This window comes from Cupriavidus sp. 21MJTG02-4 (assembly GCF_057798975.1).
Genome location: NZ_JBYOJP010000004.1, coordinates 191,060 through 208,439, shown reverse-complemented (window position 1 = coordinate 208,439; position 17,380 = coordinate 191,060). Strand labels below are relative to the sequence as shown.

The 17,380-nt window shown below is 65.6% G+C and carries 12 protein-coding genes and 2 pseudogenes; 5 read left to right on the top strand and 9 right to left on the bottom strand.

Going from position 1 to position 17,380, the window contains the following annotated elements; translation table 11 throughout:
- Positions 1-54: 54 nt before the first annotated feature.
- From AC3FKH_RS10300 to AC3FKH_RS10260, 9 genes are all read right to left on the bottom strand, one after another.
- Positions 55-459: a hypothetical protein gene (locus AC3FKH_RS10300; protein ID WP_488675207.1), complete on the bottom strand. Its 405-nt coding sequence runs from the start codon at positions 457-459 to the stop codon at positions 55-57.
- Between the two features lie 53 nt (positions 460-512).
- Positions 513-1,346, bottom strand: a complete 834-nt coding sequence (locus AC3FKH_RS10295; RefSeq protein ID WP_488675628.1) for a siderophore-interacting protein — start codon at positions 1,344-1,346, stop codon at positions 513-515.
- A 63-nt stretch (positions 1,347-1,409) separates the two neighbouring features.
- Complete coding sequence (locus AC3FKH_RS10290; RefSeq protein ID WP_488675205.1) at positions 1,410-2,099, bottom strand: PadR family transcriptional regulator; 690 nt, start codon at positions 2,097-2,099, stop codon at positions 1,410-1,412.
- A 102-nt stretch (positions 2,100-2,201) separates the two neighbouring features.
- Positions 2,202-3,275, bottom strand: coding sequence for an MBL fold metallo-hydrolase (locus tag AC3FKH_RS10285; protein WP_488675203.1), 1,074 nt, complete (start codon positions 3,273-3,275; stop codon positions 2,202-2,204).
- 129 nt (positions 3,276-3,404) lie between these two features.
- Complete coding sequence (locus AC3FKH_RS10280) at positions 3,405-4,808, bottom strand: FAD-binding oxidoreductase (RefSeq protein ID WP_488675626.1); 1,404 nt, start codon at positions 4,806-4,808, stop codon at positions 3,405-3,407.
- Between the two features lie 82 nt (positions 4,809-4,890).
- On the bottom strand, positions 4,891-5,697 hold the full coding sequence (gene hpaI, locus AC3FKH_RS10275) for a 4-hydroxy-2-oxoheptanedioate aldolase (protein ID WP_488675201.1): 807 nt from the start codon (positions 5,695-5,697) through the stop codon (positions 4,891-4,893).
- 36 nt (positions 5,698-5,733) lie between these two features.
- Positions 5,734-7,209, bottom strand: coding sequence for an NAD-dependent succinate-semialdehyde dehydrogenase (locus tag AC3FKH_RS10270; protein ID WP_488675199.1), 1,476 nt, complete (start codon positions 7,207-7,209; stop codon positions 5,734-5,736).
- Positions 7,210-7,251: 42 nt separating this feature from the next.
- On the bottom strand, positions 7,252-8,775 hold the full coding sequence (locus AC3FKH_RS10265) for a UxaA family hydrolase (protein ID WP_488675197.1): 1,524 nt from the start codon (positions 8,773-8,775) through the stop codon (positions 7,252-7,254).
- A 7-nt stretch (positions 8,776-8,782) separates the two neighbouring features.
- Positions 8,783-9,799, bottom strand: a complete 1,017-nt coding sequence (locus tag AC3FKH_RS10260; protein WP_488675195.1) for a tripartite tricarboxylate transporter substrate binding protein — start codon at positions 9,797-9,799, stop codon at positions 8,783-8,785.
- Positions 9,800-9,930: 131 nt separating this feature from the next.
- Between AC3FKH_RS10260 and AC3FKH_RS10255 the strand changes: the two genes are divergently transcribed.
- From AC3FKH_RS10255 to AC3FKH_RS10235, 5 genes and pseudogenes are all read left to right on the top strand, one after another.
- On the top strand, positions 9,931-10,884 hold the full coding sequence (locus tag AC3FKH_RS10255) for a LysR substrate-binding domain-containing protein (RefSeq protein WP_488675193.1): 954 nt from the start codon (positions 9,931-9,933) through the stop codon (positions 10,882-10,884).
- A gap of 77 nt (positions 10,885-10,961) precedes the next feature.
- Positions 10,962-11,195: pseudogene (locus AC3FKH_RS10250) on the top strand (DUF2249 domain-containing protein); the annotation flags it as partial.
- Between the two features lie 172 nt (positions 11,196-11,367).
- A complete protein-coding gene (locus AC3FKH_RS10245; protein ID WP_488675191.1) occupies positions 11,368-12,507 on the top strand; it encodes a 3-deoxy-7-phosphoheptulonate synthase in 1,140 nt (379 codons plus the stop codon).
- Positions 12,508-12,720: 213 nt separating this feature from the next.
- Entirely contained in the window at positions 12,721-13,815 is a 1,095-nt protein-coding gene (locus AC3FKH_RS10240; RefSeq protein ID WP_488675189.1) for a branched-chain amino acid aminotransferase, read from the top strand.
- Between the two features lie 493 nt (positions 13,816-14,308).
- Positions 14,309-16,595, top strand: a pseudogene (locus AC3FKH_RS10235) (type VI secretion system Vgr family protein); the annotation flags it as partial.
- Positions 16,596-17,380 lie beyond the last annotated feature (785 nt).

Genomic DNA, 17,380 nt, shown 5'->3' with positions numbered 1-17,380 from the left:
AAAGACCCCTGCAAATCGGCCCGTGTGTGAGATGCCGGGCGGCTTACCGCCTTGTTACAGCAACTTGCCACCCGGCGGACTGCTCGGCCGATCCGCCGGCAAGTGCTGGATGATGCAGTCCAGCGCCCGCGTGTCCGCCTTGCCAGCACCCAGCGTCCCGCCGACCGAAGTGCGGTACTGCGCCGGACTGATCCGCCTGTAGTACAGGCGCGAGGTCTGGTCCAGCCAGTAGACGTAGTCGTCGTCCCCTGTGCTGCCGCTGTTGCGCAGCCACTCGCTGATGTTGTTGGTGCCGATGACCATATTGGGACAGGCCGTCTTCAGCGAATCCAGGTAGGCATTGAAACCCTTGGCCTCGATGTTGCGGACAGAGTCCGGTGCGCAGGCGGCCAGCGTCAGGGCGACGCCTGCCGCCGCGGCAGCTTGAATCCTTTTCCAGCCCGAGGGGATGTTCGGCACAGCAGCCTCCTTGCAAGTTGCGTTGCCGTCATCTTAGGCCATCCGGGCGCAGGTCAGTCTTCGAGGGTCTCATGCACGGCCGCCGCGCCGCGCTTCCAGTAGCTCGAAGCGCGGATGCGCGTTTTCGCGATGCCACGCTCGGCCACAAGATGCTGGCGAACTGCCTTGATTGCGGCAGACTCCCCGGCCGCCCAGACATAACCTTCGCCATGCGGCAGCCCGATCTTGCGCAGCGCCGGTTCCAGCAAGCTGCCCTCGGGCCCGTTGCCCCGGTGCAGCCAGTGGACCTCCACCTTGGCGGCGCTCGGAAGGGGAATTTCGGCCGCTGCGTCGGGCACTTCCACGACCACCAGCGCGCGGGTATTCGCTCCCAGTTCCTCCAGCCGGCGCCCGATGGCTGGCAAAGCGGTTTCATCGCCAACCAGCAGGTGCCAGTCGAACTCCGTGGGGACCACGAAGGAGCCGCGCGGACCGCCTACGCCAAGGTACTGTCCCGGCTGCGCCTCGGCGGCCCAAGTCGAGGCGGGCCCATCGCCATGCAAAACGAATTCGATATCCAGTTCCTGCGCAGCCGGATCGTAGCGGCGCGGCGTGTAGTCGCGCGCGGGCGGCCGTGGCTTGCCTTCGGCAAAAACCGGACCATTGGGCCCGACCTCCGGCATTGCCGGCTTGTCGGCGCCGCCTTGGGGGAAGAAGACCTTCACATGATCGTCAAACGAGGCCGAGACAAAGTCGGCAAGATCGGGGCCGTGCAGGGTCACGCGCAGCAATTGCGGGGAAACAAGTCGCGTACGCACGACCTGGAGCATCCGCATCTTCAGCGGATGGCGCACCCGCTGCACGGTGAGGTCGCGGGTGGAATGAGTGGCTTCTGTCGGTGTCGTCATGGAATTCCTCGGGTGACGGGCGCTCGCAGCGCCCACGGCGGACGCGAAGGTCAACGCCACGGTTCAGCGCTTGGGGCCAGCTTCGATGTCCGCCGTGGCCTGCGCGAGGATGGCCGCGATGCGCCGTTGCTCGTCGGGCGAGGCATCGCTGCGCAGCGCCAGCGCGCGCTTGAGCGCTACACGAGCCTGGACAAACTCGGGAGCCCAGCCGCCCTGCTCCGGCTCCACTTGCGGCTCGCCGGCCATGGCGCGACGAATCCAGTCCATTTTGCGCGCGGCATGGCGCAGGCGGCCCAGCATCAGGTCGAGCCGGACCTTGTTGGCGGCAAGGTAAGTCCGGCCGGCATCGGAAAGGTGGTAGCGCTTCTTGTTGCCCTCGGTGTCCACCGTGGCGTAGCTGACTTCTTCCAGATAGGTCAGCGCCGGATAAACCATGCCGGGGCTTGGCTTGTAGAAGCCGCTGGTGCGCGTTTCCAGCGCCTTGATCAGCTCATAGCCGTGGCTGGGCTTTTCCTCCAGCAAGGAGAGCAGCAGCAACTGCAGGTCTTCGGCGCTGAATTTGCGGCCACGCCGCCAGCCCTCGCCGTCAAAGTCACCGGGACCTTCAAACCCGTCGCCGTTACCTTGCCCGCCCCAAGATCCGCCGCCATGTGAATGCCGGCCGATCGCATGGCGCAGGAAATGATGAGAAAGACGCATGCCGAGGCGATGACCCAAGCCGGGATGGTCGAATGAAGCAAATGAATGTCGCACGAACGCCTCCGATATATCTTAAAACATATCTTAAGATATATAGCGGAGACGACGAAGTCAACTTCCGCAGCCCGCCGGATGCGGCGGAGACTTGCGGTACAGCTACTTCATCCGGTACCAGTGGAACCCGTCTTGCCCGGTCTCCCGGATCGCCTCGCCCCGGTGCATCAGATAGTTCAGGTGCGCGATGCTCTCGCCCGTCGCCATGCTGAGCAGGCCCGGGCTGTCGATGGGGCGGGAGAACAGCTGACCGAATACGTCGATGGCACGCCGCGGCGTCGACAGTGCATCACGCAGACGGTCCAGCGCCTGATGCTGGCTGCGCGACAGGTAGTCCAGGCGGGCGTGCAGGCCACGGAACGGCTCGTTGTGCGCGGGCAGGACCAGCACGTCGTCCGGCACCTCGCGCCGGACCTTGTCGAGCGAGTCCAGCCAGTCACCCATCGGGTCGGCTTCGGGTTCGGTCGGAAACACCGAGACATTGGACGAAATGCGCGGCAGAACCTGGTCGCCGGAGATCAGCAACTTCAGCACCGGGCAGTACAGGCAGGCATGTTCGGGGGAATGCCCCTTGCCGACGACCACGCGCCATTCGTGCTCGCCGATGCGCAGCACGTCGCCATCCGTCAGGCGCTGGAAGCTCTCGGGCAGCGCGTGCACATACTTGCCGAAGCCGCCAAACCGGGCCCGGTAGACTTCGATGTCGTCCTCGGTCCACCCGGCCTGCCGGTAGAATTCGACGCCCTCCTGCGGCGCGGCGCGGCCGGTATCCGCGGCCAGTACGCGGCACATCAGGTATTCCATCGACGTCATCCAGAGCCGGCAGCCAAACTTGCGCGTGAGCCAGCCGGCCATGCCAATGTGGTCCGGATGCATGTGTGTGACGAACAGTCGCGACAGGCCGCCGCCGGCCAGCGCGCCGCCATCGGCGAACAGCGTCCGCCACGCTGCCGCGGTCTCGGGCGTCTGCAGGCCGGAATCCACGGCCGCCCAGCCCGCGCCGTCGCGGATGGCCCAGAGGTTGATGTGGTTCAGGCCCAGCGGCATCGGCATGCGCAGCCAGCGTACGCCGGGCGCGACTTCATGCGCGTGGCCCGGCGCGGGCGCGTCGCCGCAGGGATAGTCGAGGGTGGGTTTTTCGAGAGGAGACTGCGTGGTAGGGGCGTGCTGGCTCATGCTTTCTCGGCCTTGTCAGTGTCGGGCTGTGCGCCCGGGTGACAGCCGCTGCGGCCAGCCCCCGGGTCTCTTGTCCAGCAGACACCTTAGCCGAGTTGGACCATTCGTGTCACGCCCCGATTCAGGGGGTTACTGACGTTGCGCCGGCAGTACCTTGCCCGGATTGAGCAGGTTGCGCGGGTCCAGTGCCTGCTTCACCTGCCACATCAGTTCGATCTCCACGGTGGACTTGAACTGCGTGAGGTCATCGCGCTTGACCACGCCGATGCCGTGCTCGGCCGAGATCGAGCCGTTCTCGGCATGCGCCATGGCGTCGACCAGGCCGGAGATGCGCGCATACCACTGGGCCAGAAATTCCTTCGCCGGCTGATCCTTCGGACGCAGCGGATTGAAGTGGACGTTGCCGTCGCCCATATGCCCGTAGATCACCATGCGGGCCGACGGCTCCAGCGCCAGCACCTGCGCGGACGCCTCTTCGACAAAGGCCGCGATACGCGACAGCGGCACCGAGACATCGCACTTGATACTGCCGCCCGTACGGGTCTGCGCGTCCGAAATCTCTTCGCGGATGCGCCAGAAGTTCTGCGCATCGGACAGGCTGGCCGCGACGGCGGCGTCCAGCACCAGCCCTTGCTCGAAGCCCGACTCCAGGACCTCCATCAACGTAGCACTCAGGCTTTCCGCATCGGTGCCTGACGTCAGTTCGATCAGCACCATCCAGTCGTGCATCGCGGGCAGCGGCGAGGGGACGTTGCCCAGGTACTCGAGCACCAGTTCCAGCGCCGGGCGCGAGATCAGCTCGAACGCGGTCACGGCTTGCCCGGACAAGCGCTTGGCCTCGCCAAGCAATTGCACGGCCGCCGCTGGGCTCTGTACCGCAACAAATGCCACCGCCGCACTGCGCGGCTGCGGCATCAGCTTGAGCACCGCGCCGGTGATGATGCCGAGCGTACCTTCCGCACCGATGAACAGGTGCTTGAGGTCATAGCCGGTGTTGTCCTTGCGCAAGCCGCGCAGCTGCGAGTAGATGCGTCCGTCCGGCAGCACGGCCTCGATGCCGAGCACCAGGTCGCGCATGTTGCCGTAGCGCAGCACCGCGGTGCCGCCGGCATTGGTGGACAGGTTGCCGCCGATCTGGCACGAGCCTTCCGAACCGATTCGCAGCGGGAACAGGCGTTGCTCCGCTTGCGCCGCGCTGCGCGCCCCGCTCAACGTGACACCAGCCTGCACGGTCATTGTGTCGTTGATCGTGTCGATCGCCAGCACGCGGTTCATGCGCCGCAGGTTGATGACCACGGCCGCGCCCGTGCCGTCTGGGACCGCGCCGCCCATCAGCGACGTATTGCCGCCTTGCGGCACAACCGGCACGTGGTTGGCATAGCACCACTGCATGACCTGGCTGACTTCTTCCGTCGACGCAGGCAGCACCACCACCTGCGCCTTGCCATGGTAGATACCGCGGTAGTCGGTGACGAAGGGCTGCATGTCGGCGTCGCCGCTCAGGCAGGCGCTCTCGCCGACTATGGCCTGCATTGCGCGCAGGGTGGTTTCCGGATTCGCGGCTTGGGCTTGGGCTTCGACTGGCATGTTGCGATGGGAATTCGAGGGTCGTTTTTCAATACGCGGCGGAAGGTGCGGCAACCGTGCTGCCGGCCTGCTGCGGCTTGAATTCTGCCGCCAGGCGCCGCGCCGCGTTGGCGTACATGGTCACGTCGACGCCGGTTGCCACGAAGGTGCAGCCGAGCTCCAGGTAGCGGCGCGCCAGCGCCGGGTCGGAAGTCAGCGTGCCGGCGGCCTTGCCGCTGGCAATGATGGTCCGCATCGCGCCTTCGATCGCGGCCTGCACTTCGGGATGTCCCGGCTTGCCACGATAGCCCATCGACGCCGCCAGATCCGCCGGGCCGATGAACACACCGTCCACGCCGTCCACGGTGCAGATTTCCTCAAGGTTCTTCAGCGCCGTCACGGTTTCCGCCTGCACTAGCAGGCAGACCTCGTCATCGGCCACGTCCAGGTAGTCAGTGCGGCTGCTCCACCGCGATGCGCGCCCCACCGCACTGCCCACGCCGCGGATGCCTTGTGGCGGGTAGCGCGTTGCACTGACCATCATGCGCGCCTGCTCGGCCGTATCGACCATCGGCACCAGCAGGGTCTTCGCGCCGATATCGAGCAGCTGCTTGATCAGCGCGACCTCGCCCGCCACCGCGCGTACCACCGGCTGCGACGCATACGGTGCAACGACCTGGAGCGCCTGCAGGGTCGAGCGCAGGTCGTTCGGCGCGTGTTCGCCATCGATCAGCAGCCAGTCGAAACCGGCGGTGGCCGACACCTCGGCCAGGTAGGGCGTAGCCATCGAAAGCCAGAGGCCGATCTGCGCCTGGCGGGCCGCCAGCGCGGCCTTGAACGGGTTGTGTGCGGGCATGGTTGTTCTGTATCCGGGGTACTTGGGGGTTGCCGCTCAGCCGAGTTGGCCCTGGCAAAGGTACTTGGTATGCAGGTAGTCGTCCAGCCCGTGGCGGGAGCCTTCGCGCCCGTAGCCGGACTCTTTGACACCGCCAAACGGCGCGGCCTCTGCGGCGATTGCGCCTTCGTTGATGCCGACCATGCCGGTCTCCAGCGCCTGTGCAACGCGCCAGATGCGGCGCACATCGTTCGAGTAGAAGTACGCGGCCAGCCCGAACGGCGTGTCGTTCGCGTCACGGATCACCTCGGCTTCGTCGTGGAACCGGAAGACCGGCGCCACCGGGCCGAAGGTTTCTTCGCGGGACAGCTCCATCTCGGGCGTGGCGTCGACCAGCACGGTCGGCGCATAGTAGTGCGGGCCGTCAGCCGTGCGCACACGGCGTCCGCCCGTCACCACGCGCGCCCCCTTGGCCACCGCGTCTTCAACGTGCCGCGCGATCTTGTCGACCGCGCGCGCATTGATCATCGGCCCGATCTGCGCGTTCTCATCCGTGGCCGGCCCGACGTGCAACGCGCCCACGCGGCGTGCGAGCCGTTCGACAAAGTCGTCATGCACCGTGTCGTGCACGTAGACACGGTTCGGGCATACGCAGGTCTGCCCGCCATTGCGGAACTTGGAGGCCATCAGGCCATCGACCGCGGCGTCGAGGTCGGCATCCTCGAACACAATGAACGGCGCATTGCCGCCGAGTTCCAGCGACAGCTTCTTGAGGGTGCCGGCCGATTCGCGGGCGAGATGCTTGCCCACCGGCGTGGAGCCCGTGAACGTGATCTTGCGCACGCGGCTGTCGGCCAGCCACGCATCGACCACGGCCGGCGTGCTGTCGCGCGACGCCGTGACGATATTGAGCACGCCCGCCGGCAGGCCGGCCTGTTCCGCCAGCCAGACCAGCGCGAGCGCGGTCAGCGGCGTGTCCTCGGCGGGCTTGGCCACCACCGTGCAGCCGGCGGCCAGCGCCGGCGCGATCTTGCGGGCGATCATCGCCAGCGGGAAATTCCACGGCGTGATGGCCGCCACTACGCCCACCGGTTCCTTGAGCACCAGCAGCTTGCGGCCCGGCACGGCCTCCGCGACGATATCGCCGCAGATGCGCGTGGCCTCTTCGGCAAACCACTCGACGTAGGACGCGCCGTACAGCACCTCGCCAAGCGCTTCCTTCAACGGCTTGCCCTGCTCGGTCGAGATGATGCGCGCGAGGTCTTCCTGGTTCGCCAGGATCAGCGCGTGCCAGCGCTTGATCAGTTGCGCGCGCTCGCGCGCCGGGCGGCCGCTCCAGGCGGGGAACGCTTCGGCGGCAGCAGCCGCTGCACGGCCCGCGTCGTCATCGTCGCTGTCAGGCACATGGGCAAACACCTCGCCCGTGGCCGGATTGGTGACTGCAAAGCGGGCGCCCTGCCCGGCATCGCGCCATTGCTGGTTGATGAAGTTCTGGCTGCGCAGCAGCGCGGTATTGGCAAGCGTCAGGGACATGGAAGATGCGTAAAAGGTGCAAAACAACGGCGGATACAGCGGTCAGCTGACGATGCCCATGTGCCAGGGCACGAACTCGTTGTCGCCCAGCCCAAGCAGCTCGCTTTTGGTCGGCTGCCCGGACGCGGCCTGCAGGATATGTTCGAAAATGCGCTGCCCCATTTGCTCGATCGTCAGCACGCCGTCGACCACAAGCCCGCAGTTGATATCCATGTCCTCCTGCAGGCGGGTGTACATGGGCGAGTTCGACGCGAGCTTAATGGTTGGCGCCGGCTTGGAGCCGAACATCGAGCCTCGGCCCGTTGTGAAGCAGATCAGGTTGGCACCGCTCGCAATCTGGCCTGTCACGGCCACCGGATCGTAGCCGGGCGAGTCCATGAAAACGAAGCCAGCCTGGTCGATCGGCTCGGCATATTCATACACCGCCTGCAAAGGCGTGGTGCCGCCCTTCATGGCCGACCCGAGCGACTTCTCGAAGATGTTCGCCAGGCCGCCCTGCTGGTTGCCGTGGCCGACCACGCCGTTGAACTGCGCGTTGTGCCCGGCGGTGTAGCGCTCCCACCATGCAAGGCGGTCGAGCAGCTTCTGGCCGACTTCCGGCGTCACCGCGCGGCGCGTCAGCATGAATTCGACACCGTGGATCTCCGGCGTCTCCGACAGGATCGCGGTGCCGCCGTGGCGCACCAGGATATCCATGGCCGCGCCCAGCGCGGGATTCGCGCTGATGCCGGAAAAACCATCCGAGCCGCCGCATTCCAGCCCGATCTTCAGGTGGCTGGCAGGCACGCGCTGGCGCACCGCCTGGTTCGCGGCCGGCAGCATCGATTCCACGGCGCGGATGCCGGCCTGGATGGTCTCGCGCGTGCCGCCGGTGTCCTGCATGACCAGCGTCTGCATTGCGGCGCCCGGTTCCAGCCCTTGCGATTCCACCAGCCCGGCCACCTGGTTGCGCTCGCAGCCCAGCCCCACGATCAGCACGCCAGCCAGGTTCGGATGCCGCGCATAGCCGGCCAGCGTCCGGCGCAGCACGTCGAAATGCTCGCTTGGCGACGACATGCCGCAGCCGCTGGTCTGCGCAAAGGCCACCACACCATCGACGTTTGGATAGGCCGCCAGCCGCTCCGGCGTGAAATGCGCGGCGATCTGCCGGATCACCGTCGACGAGCAGTTCACCGACGACAGGATGCCGATGAAGTTGCGCGTGCCGACACGGCCATCCCGGCGCACGAAGCCCATGAACGTGGCCCGCTCCGCTTCGGGCACGTAGTCGATTGCACGGACGTCCTGGCAAAAGCCAGGATCGCGGTAGAAGTCCACCAGCTTCAGGTTGTGCGAATGCACGTGGTCGCCGGCCGCAATGTCGCGCGCCGCAACGCCGATCACGGTGTCGTACTTGCGCACCGGCGTGCCGGCGGCAATGGCGCGCGCAGCGATCTTGTGGCCAGCCGGGACTTGCGCGCGCACGCGCAGTGCCGGGTCGGACAACTGCTGCCCCAGCGCCAGTTCGCCTCGGGCAATCAGGACGTTGTCGTTCGCGTGCAGCCGGATGACGGGATTCGTTTTCACTTGGCAATCAACCTTGCTGCAGCAGTTCCTTGAGCCTCAGCTTCTGGATGAGCTGGGTTTCCTGGGCGTAGACGGTTGCCACGTACTTCTTGTAGTCGGGGCCATCGAGATACATCACGGGCGCGTCCAGGCGCGCCGCCACGTTGTGGAACTCGGTGCTCGCCACCGCGGCACGGAAGGCGTCGCGCAGCTTCTTCTCTACGGCAGGCGGCAGCCCCTTCGGTGCGCCGATACCGTTTGGTGCCTCCACCACCACGTCGTAGCCCAGCTCCTTCAGCGTCGGCGTGTCCTTGAAGCGCGTGGCGCGCTGTTCGCCCCAGGTGGACAGCAGGCGCAGCTTGCCGGCCTCGACATGCGGGGCCCACGAACTGGAATCGGCCAGCAGGTCGACCTGTCCGGCCAGCACATCCTGCAACGCTGCGGCACCGCCCTTGTAGGCAATGGCGTTGAACTTCACGCCCGCCGCCAGCGCGAACTGCTCCATGCCCACATGCGTGGCGCCGCCGATGCCTGCATGGGCATAGGTGATCCGGCCCGGATTGGCCTTGGCCGCCGCCACCACGTCCTGCATGGTCTTGAAGCGCGAGTTGACCGGCACGGCAACGCCGAAGGTCTGCCCGGAAGTCCGCGCCAGGTAGGTCAGCTCGGTGCGCGGATCGAGCTGCAGCATGCCGAGCTGCGAGAAGCGCGTGACCGAGATCGGGATCTGGCCGATGGTGTAGCCGTCAGGATTGGCCCGCGCCAGCGCCTTGGTGCCAATCATGCCGGACGCGCCCGCGCGGTTCTCGACCACGATCGACTGTTTCATGATGCCGGATGCCACCTGGCACAGGGCACGCATCGACTGGTCCGCGGTCCCGCCAACGGGCCACGGGCAGATGAACGTGATCGGACGCTCGGGATACTCCGCCGCGGCAGCCTGCGCTGCGCCGGGCAGCAGCATGCCGGCCGTACCCGCGGCAGCGGCCGCCGCACCGCCGATGAGCAGTTGACGACGCTTCGGATTGAGGAGTCCTGGGGTCATGTGGGGTGTCTCGGTTGTTATGCGGCGGAGGGTCCGACCGCGCTATGCCGTGCATTGTGTTCCCGCCCAACATAACAATCCAATCAAAAACTGGCATTGCTTCATAACATCATCGTTATGTAGACTCGGGCATGGCCAACATCGATCGCGCGCTGCGCTCCAACATCAAGTTACGCCACCTGCAACTGCTGGTGGCGCTCGACGAATTCCGGCACCTGGGCCGCACGGCGGAATTCCTGTCCGTCAGCCAGCCGGCCGTTTCGCGGGTGCTGACCGAGGTCGAGAAGATGCTAGGCATGGCACTGTTCACGCGCTCCACGCGGGGTACCGAACCAACCGCGGCCGGCGAATCGCTGGTGCGGTTTGCGCGCTCGGTGCTGGCGCAATACGAGCAGACGCGCGACGAAATCGCGGCCGTGGAAAGCGGTGCGTCGGGGCGCATCCGCATCGGCTCGATGGGGGCGGCGCTGCCGGCCTTGCTGGCGCGCGCGGTCAGCATGCTCAAGGAGCGCTCGCCGCGCGCCACCGTGCTGATCGAGGAAGGCGACCTGCCCCACCTGCTGCCCAAACTGCGCCTGAGCGAACTGGACCTGATCGTGGGCCGGCTGGAACCTGGCTACGCCGCCCCCGACCTGCTGGCCGAAGCCTTGTATGCCGATCCCATGGTGGCCGTGGTCAGGCGCGGGCACCGGCTCACCCGCAAGGCCAACCCGGGCTGGCGCGACCTGGCGGAGGTGCCATGCGTGCTGCCGCCGCCGTGGGCCTCGCTGCGGGTCAAGATCGAGCAGGCTTTCCACCAGCACGGTCTGCATCCGCCGCAGGACGTGATCGAATCGTCGTCCTACCTCGCGCTGGCCACCTTTGCCGTCGAACGCGATGCCGCGGGCTTCATGGCGCGTTCCGCCGCGCTGGCGATGGAGGCCGAGGGCCGCGTGCGGATCCTCGCCATGGAGGTGCCGGTCGAACTGCCGCCGGTTGGCGTCATGACCTTGCGCGAACGCCCGCTGACCAGCAGCGCGGTGCAGATGATCGACTACCTGCGGCGCGCAGCGGCGGCATTGAAGCCATCCGGCGGCGTGTCGTGAATCGTTGCGCTAGGTCAAATGCAGCTGGCAGCGCCCCGGTAAGCTGCTACGCCTTAGCCAATCAGCGAGGAATGACCATGAGCACGGCCCACACGCCCTTCCTGTTCGACGCCAGGGGCATTTCGAAGCGCTTCCGCCATGCCGCCATCTTCGGCGCGCTGGAATCCCTGGGCGACGGGGAAACGATGCGCTTCGTCAACGACCACGACCCGCAGCCACTGCTGGAACAACTGCGCCAGCGCTACCGCAACCAGATTCAGATCGAGTACGTCCAGCGCGACCAGGAGGCTGTGGTGATCGATTTTGTCGTCCACCCCTTCAAGGCCGAACAGGCAGCCGGCGGCTCCTGTGGCGGTGGCGGGGGCGGCTGTGGCTGCAGCGGCGGCTGACACCAGCCGATTGACGCTTGCATGGCCCATACCTTCCGGCAGACCGGCCACTAGGGCTACCATACCGCTTTGCCCCGATCATCGAGCACACGCCATGCAAGATCCGCAGACCTCTAATCACAGCACGGCCGAGGGCTGGCCAAGGCCCTCGGACCGCACCAGCGTATCGGACGACGCCCGCGTCGACGATATCATCCCGTTGCCGCCGCCTGAACACCTGATCCGGTTCTTTCCCATCAACGGTACGCCGGTTGAATCGCTGGTCACGACCACGCGGCAACGCATTTCCCGCATCCTGCACGGCGAAGATGACCGCCTGCTCGTCATCATGGGGCCTTGCTCCATCCACGACCCGCACGCCGCGCTCGACTACGCGCAGCGGTTGATGGCGCAGCGCGTTCGCCACGCCGCGACGCTGGAAATCGTCATGCGGGTGTACTTTGAAAAGCCCCGTACCACGGTCGGCTGGAAAGGCCTGATCAACGACCCGTATCTTGACGAAAGCTATCGCATCGACGAGGGACTCCGCATGGCACGCCATCTCCTGGTCGACATCAATCGACTCGGCCTGCCGGCTGCGGGTGAGTTCCTGGACGTGATCTCGCCTCAATACATCGGTGACCTGATCAGCTGGGGCGCCATCGGCGCGCGCACCACGGAAAGCCAGATCCACCGTGAACTGGCATCGGGCACCTCGGCGCCGATCGGCTTCAAGAATGGTACCGACGGCAATATCAAGATCGCGATCGACGCAATCCAGGCCGGCTCGCGTCCGCACCATTTCCTTGGGGTGCACAAGAACGGGCAGGTCGCGACGGTACACACGCGCGGCAATCCGGACTGCCACGTCATTCTGCGCGGCGGGAAAACCCCGAACTATGACGCCGACTCGGTGGAAGCGGCCTGCAGGGAACTCGAAGCGGCCGGCCTTGACCGGCGCCTGATGGTCGATTGCAGCCACGCCAACAGCAGCAAGCAGCACCAGCGCCAGGTCGACGTCGCGCGCGACGTGGCGCAACAGGTCAGCGGCGGCAGCCGCTCGGTCTTTGGCGTGATGGTCGAGAGCCACCTGGTCCCTGGGGCGCAAAAGTTCACGCCGGGTCAGCACAACCCGAGCGAACTGACCTACGGCCAGAGCATTACCGACGCCTGCATCGGATGGGAAGACTCCGTCGCAGTCCTCGACATGCTGGCCGATGCAGTCACGGCGCGGCAACAGAGGACAAAGTCCTGATCCTTGCCGCTCCGATGCGCGCAAGACCACGCGCATCAGGCCCAATCGACTCGATGCTGCACCGCAACATCGAGTTACACTTCTTCCTGTTCCCGGACGAGAGGTCGGTTATGCGTCGTTATCGCCGCTTTTTGGCCTGAACCCGGGACTCTATCTTGCACGCATTGCATCGGAAATCCGGATTCCCCTCCGAAGACGAAGAGACACAGAAACATGAGCGCTGACAACCAATTGCAGTTCACCGTGGAACGTCACCCCAATCCCACGCCGGCCGACAAGATCGCGGCCGCGCTGGTCGACCCCGCCTTCGGACGCGTATTCACCGACCACATGGTCACGATCCGCTGGACCGAAGGCCGTGGCTGGCATGACGCCAAGGTGGAAGCTCGCCGCCCGTTCCAGATCGACCCGGCCTGCGCCGTCCTGCACTACGCGCAGGAAATCTTCGAAGGCATGAAGGCTTACCGCGGCGCGGACGGCAAGATCTCGCTGTTCCGCCCGCAGGAAAACGCCAAGCGCTTTCGCGCCTCGGCCGCCCGCATGTCGATGGCCGACTTGCCGGAAGCTGATTTCCTGCGCGCCGTGGAGGCGCTCGTGGACATCGACCGCGACTGGATTCCCGGCGGCGACGGCAGCCTGTACCTGCGTCCGTTCATGTTCGCCAACGAGACCTTCCTGGGCGTGCGTGCCGCGGCCGAGTATGTGTTCTGCGTGATCGCGTGCCCGGTCGGCCCGTACTTCAAGGGCGGCAAGTCGGCCGTCACGGTGTGGGTATCGGACCAGTACACGCGTGCGGCGCCCGGCGGCACCGGCGCGGCGAAGTGCGGCGGCAACTATGCCGCCAGCCTGATCGCGCAGACCGAAGCCTCGCAGAAGGGCTGCGACCAGGTGGTCTTCCTAGACGCCGCGGAACACCGCTGGATCGAGGAACTCGGCGGCATGAACGTGTTCTTCGTCATGGACGACGGCTCGCTGCAGACCCCGCCGCTGTCCGGCACGATCCTGCCCGGCATCACGCGGGCGTCGATCATCGAACTGGCTCGCCGCGAAGGCCTCAAGGTTTCCGAAACCCCGTACGCGTTCGAAGCATGGCAGGCTGATGCCAAGAGCGGCCGCGTCAAGGAGACCTTCGCATGCGGCACCGCGGCCGTGGTCACCGCCATCGGCACCGTGCGCCATGCCGGTGGCGAATTTCCGATCGGCGACGGCGGCGAAGGCGAAGTTACGCGCCGCATCCGTTCGCTGCTGACCGGCATCCAGCGTGGCAAGGAAGCCGACACCTTCGGGTGGGTCCACCACATCGCCTGACCCCCTTGCTCTGCCCCGCGCCTTGACCCAGGCTGACTGGGTCACGGGCAGCGGGGACGCCAGCCGGAACATCGGCAGCATGTCGCGCGTGACAGCCCCTGCCGACATAGGTAGTACACCACAGCGCGGGAATGACGACGGAAAATCGGCTGATCCCGCCGCCCACCACACCGCCGGCAGCCCCGGCCACGCCATCCGCCCCCTCCCGCCATGTGCCATGGCACACAGCCGCTGCGTCCTGATATCACGGCCGTCGGGTGGGTGGCACTCGCCCCTCGTCCCGACTCCGACTATCACTGAAGCAATGCCGCAGATATAGGGCTTTACGTATTTGCGCGTAGACGTTGACGCAAGTCGAAAAGGCACACCGTCCCGTGCTGCAGTGCTCCCCGGCGTTACGGAAAGCGGCTAATTTGCAGCACATCAAACCATGGGTCCGACGATGCGTGGTGCCTGCAAGAAGTTCGACAACGTTGACGACGGAGCGCAAGCCATGGCGGACCAGGTTGAACGACTGAAGACGTATGGAGATGCCCAGCGCAAGGGACTGACTGGGCGGCAGACTTACTTTCTGGAAGTACCCGGCGCGGCAAGCGCTGCCGCGCTGTCAGTGGTGTCATTCAAAGCCGTGGAACGGCTGGGTGAGCCCTATACCGTCACCATCCGGCTGACGCATCCGCTGGCGCTGGAACGGGCGCACTATCTTGGCAAGGAAGCCGCCTTCCTGATCGAGCCCGCGGACGGCAGCGAGCCTCGCAAGTTTGCAGGCTGCATTACACACTTCAGCCAGACCAGCCAGACCCGGGACTTCTGTGGCTACGAGATCGTGGTGGAGCCGCTGCTCGCGCGACTGAGGCTCACGCGCGCCAGCCGCATTTACCAGCAGCAAACTGCCCCGCAGATCATCGAGGCGATCCTGCGTCGCCACGGCCTCCAGGGCCATCAGTTCGATTTCAAACTGCGCCGCAAGTATTTGCAGCACGCGTTCCGGATGCAGTACGAGTTGTCGGACCTGGCATACATCCGACTGCTATGCGAACAGGAGGGAATCTATTTCTATTTCACCCCCGGCAAATTCGGCGAGATGGCGGTCTTCGGCGACGACATCGACCACTACATCTACCAGCCGGAACTGCGGGTGCCCTATCGCGAGACGGCCGGACTGGAATCCGGCCTGGAAGCGGTGTTCTCGATCAAGACCCACGCGAAGACCATACCGGAATCGTTCCGGGTCGCGGACTACAATCCGGACAAGGCCTGGGAGCGACCCACCGGCGAGGCCAACGTCGCGCCCAAGGAAAAAACGACCTACGGCCAGTCTTACGTTTTCGGCACGCATCACCTGGACTTCGAAGACGCCAGGTGGCAAGCGCAATTGCGCCATGAGGCGGCGTTTTCCTGGCAGTTGCGCTATGCAGGCGAAAGCAATGTGCTGGCGCTGTGCCCGGCACGCATCCTGCGCATGGACCTGGCGCTGCCCGATGCGCCCAACGGCCAGGTCATCACGGAGGTCGTCCACAGCGGCGGGCGCGAGGCGGCCTACCGCAATACCTTCCAGGCTATCCCCTCGGACCGGCGCTTCCGCCTGCCGATGGACGAGGCGAACTGGCCGCGCATCGCCGGAACCCTGAGCGCGCGGGTCACGTCGCCCGACCGGTACAAGTACGCCTACCTTACGCAGGACGGCCGTTACATCGTCCGCTTCGATTTTGACTTCGAGACCTGGCCCAACGGCGGCGAGAGCGTGCCGCTAGCGCTCGCCAAGCCGTTCGCGGGGGCGTTGCAGACGGGATTCCACTTCCCGCTGACCGACGGCACGTACGTGGACGTGGCCTTCCGCGATGGCAACCCCAACAAGCCGTATATCGCGCATGTGCAGCACAACAGCCAGCACACGGACTTGATCACCAATCGGGACCGATGGCTCTCGCGCAACGTCATCCGAACACAGGGCGACACCAAGTTCGAGATTGAGGACTGGGAGGGCGAGGAACACGCCAAGCTGTCGACCGAGCATTCCGGTAAAAGCCAGCTCACCCTCGGCCATATCGTTGATGGCAAACACAAAAAGCGCGGCGAGGGATTCGAGTTGCGCACCGACAGGCAAGGCGCGGTACGCGCAGGGGGCGGGCTGCTGCTGTCAGCGGATATCCAGCAGCGGGCGAACGGCAATCAAAACGACACCAGCGCGGCTCTAAAGCAGTTGGAGATGGTGCAAGCGCAGGCCCAGGTGTTGGAGCGACGCAGCCAAGTCCGCCAAGGCCGAGATCGCTGACCTGAAGGCCGAGAATGCGTGGCTCAAGGCAAGCGTAAGCGAGTTGAAGGACGCCGTCCTGCTGCTGTCGGCCCCCAAGGGTGTTGCGGTCTCGACGCCGGATCGCGTCTGCATTGGCGCGGACAAGGACGTGAATGTGGCAACGGGCGCAGGCTTTGCTGTCAGCGCGCTGAAGAACATCGTGATGGCCGCAGGCGATGCGCTCTCCCTGTTCGCCCATGGCTTGGGCATCAAGCTGTTTGCTGCACGCGGCAAGGTCCAGATTCAGGCGCAAAGCGATGCGCTTTCCATGACTGCCTTGAAGGACCTCGCTATTTCCAGCACCGACGGCAAGCTGATCCTGACGGCGGACAAGGAAGTCTGGATCGGCGCGGGTGGCTCCTATATCCGTATTGACGCCTGCTGCATCGAACAGGTGACACCGGGCGACATGAAGGAGAAGGCATTGTCCTGGCTGCGGCAGGAACCAGGCTCGGCAGTACGGAAAGCCTCCTTGCCAACCAGCACGGACCTGCCCGATACGGGGGCACACGGTTCCCGCCACTCCGGCTCATGGCGGCAACCACGCCGCGCCGCTCCCCAAATCTCCCCTCTCGACACACCGCAAGACATGCCCGCTCGACCGCTTCCCGCATCCACGCCGTCACCGGCGCCCGCCTCTACGCCCACTGCGCCTGCAACGCCGACGTGGACGTACCCGTTTGCCGATGCAAAAAAGAAGGAAGTCACCGATCCACAAAGGTTCTATGACGCCTTGTCGTCGATGGACGATGTCTTCTTTCCGCTTGGCGTGAATGGCTTCCCGCATGGCGGAGCGCATTTCGGTGGCGGCACCGCGCCCAATATGGACCAGGCCGGCGGCGTGCGCTGCATCGCGGACGGCGAGATCATCGCGTACCGGATCAATGATCGCTACCCGCACCTGCAATTCGCCGATGGCAAATGGGCGGCGTACTCGACGGGTTTTGTACTGGTGCGCCACCGCATGACCATGCCGCCGGCGCCCAACAGCACCGGCGCACGGCCAGTTGACGAAACGCATGGCCTCTACAGCCTGTACCTGCATATGGCTGACTGGTCTACTTACTTGGCTGACGAAAAGCTACGCCGCCCTTTCTGGTGGGATGTCGACGCCTTCCGGATTCTCGGCAAGGACCACCAGCATCCCTCGCCCGGCGGCGATGCGCCTGCCGCGGCCGGCGCCTTCATCTGGACCGAGCCGAGGGCCGGCAGGAGGCGAGGCCAGTTCACAGCGGGCGAGCAAGTTGGCTTCCTGCCCGAAGGCAGCGA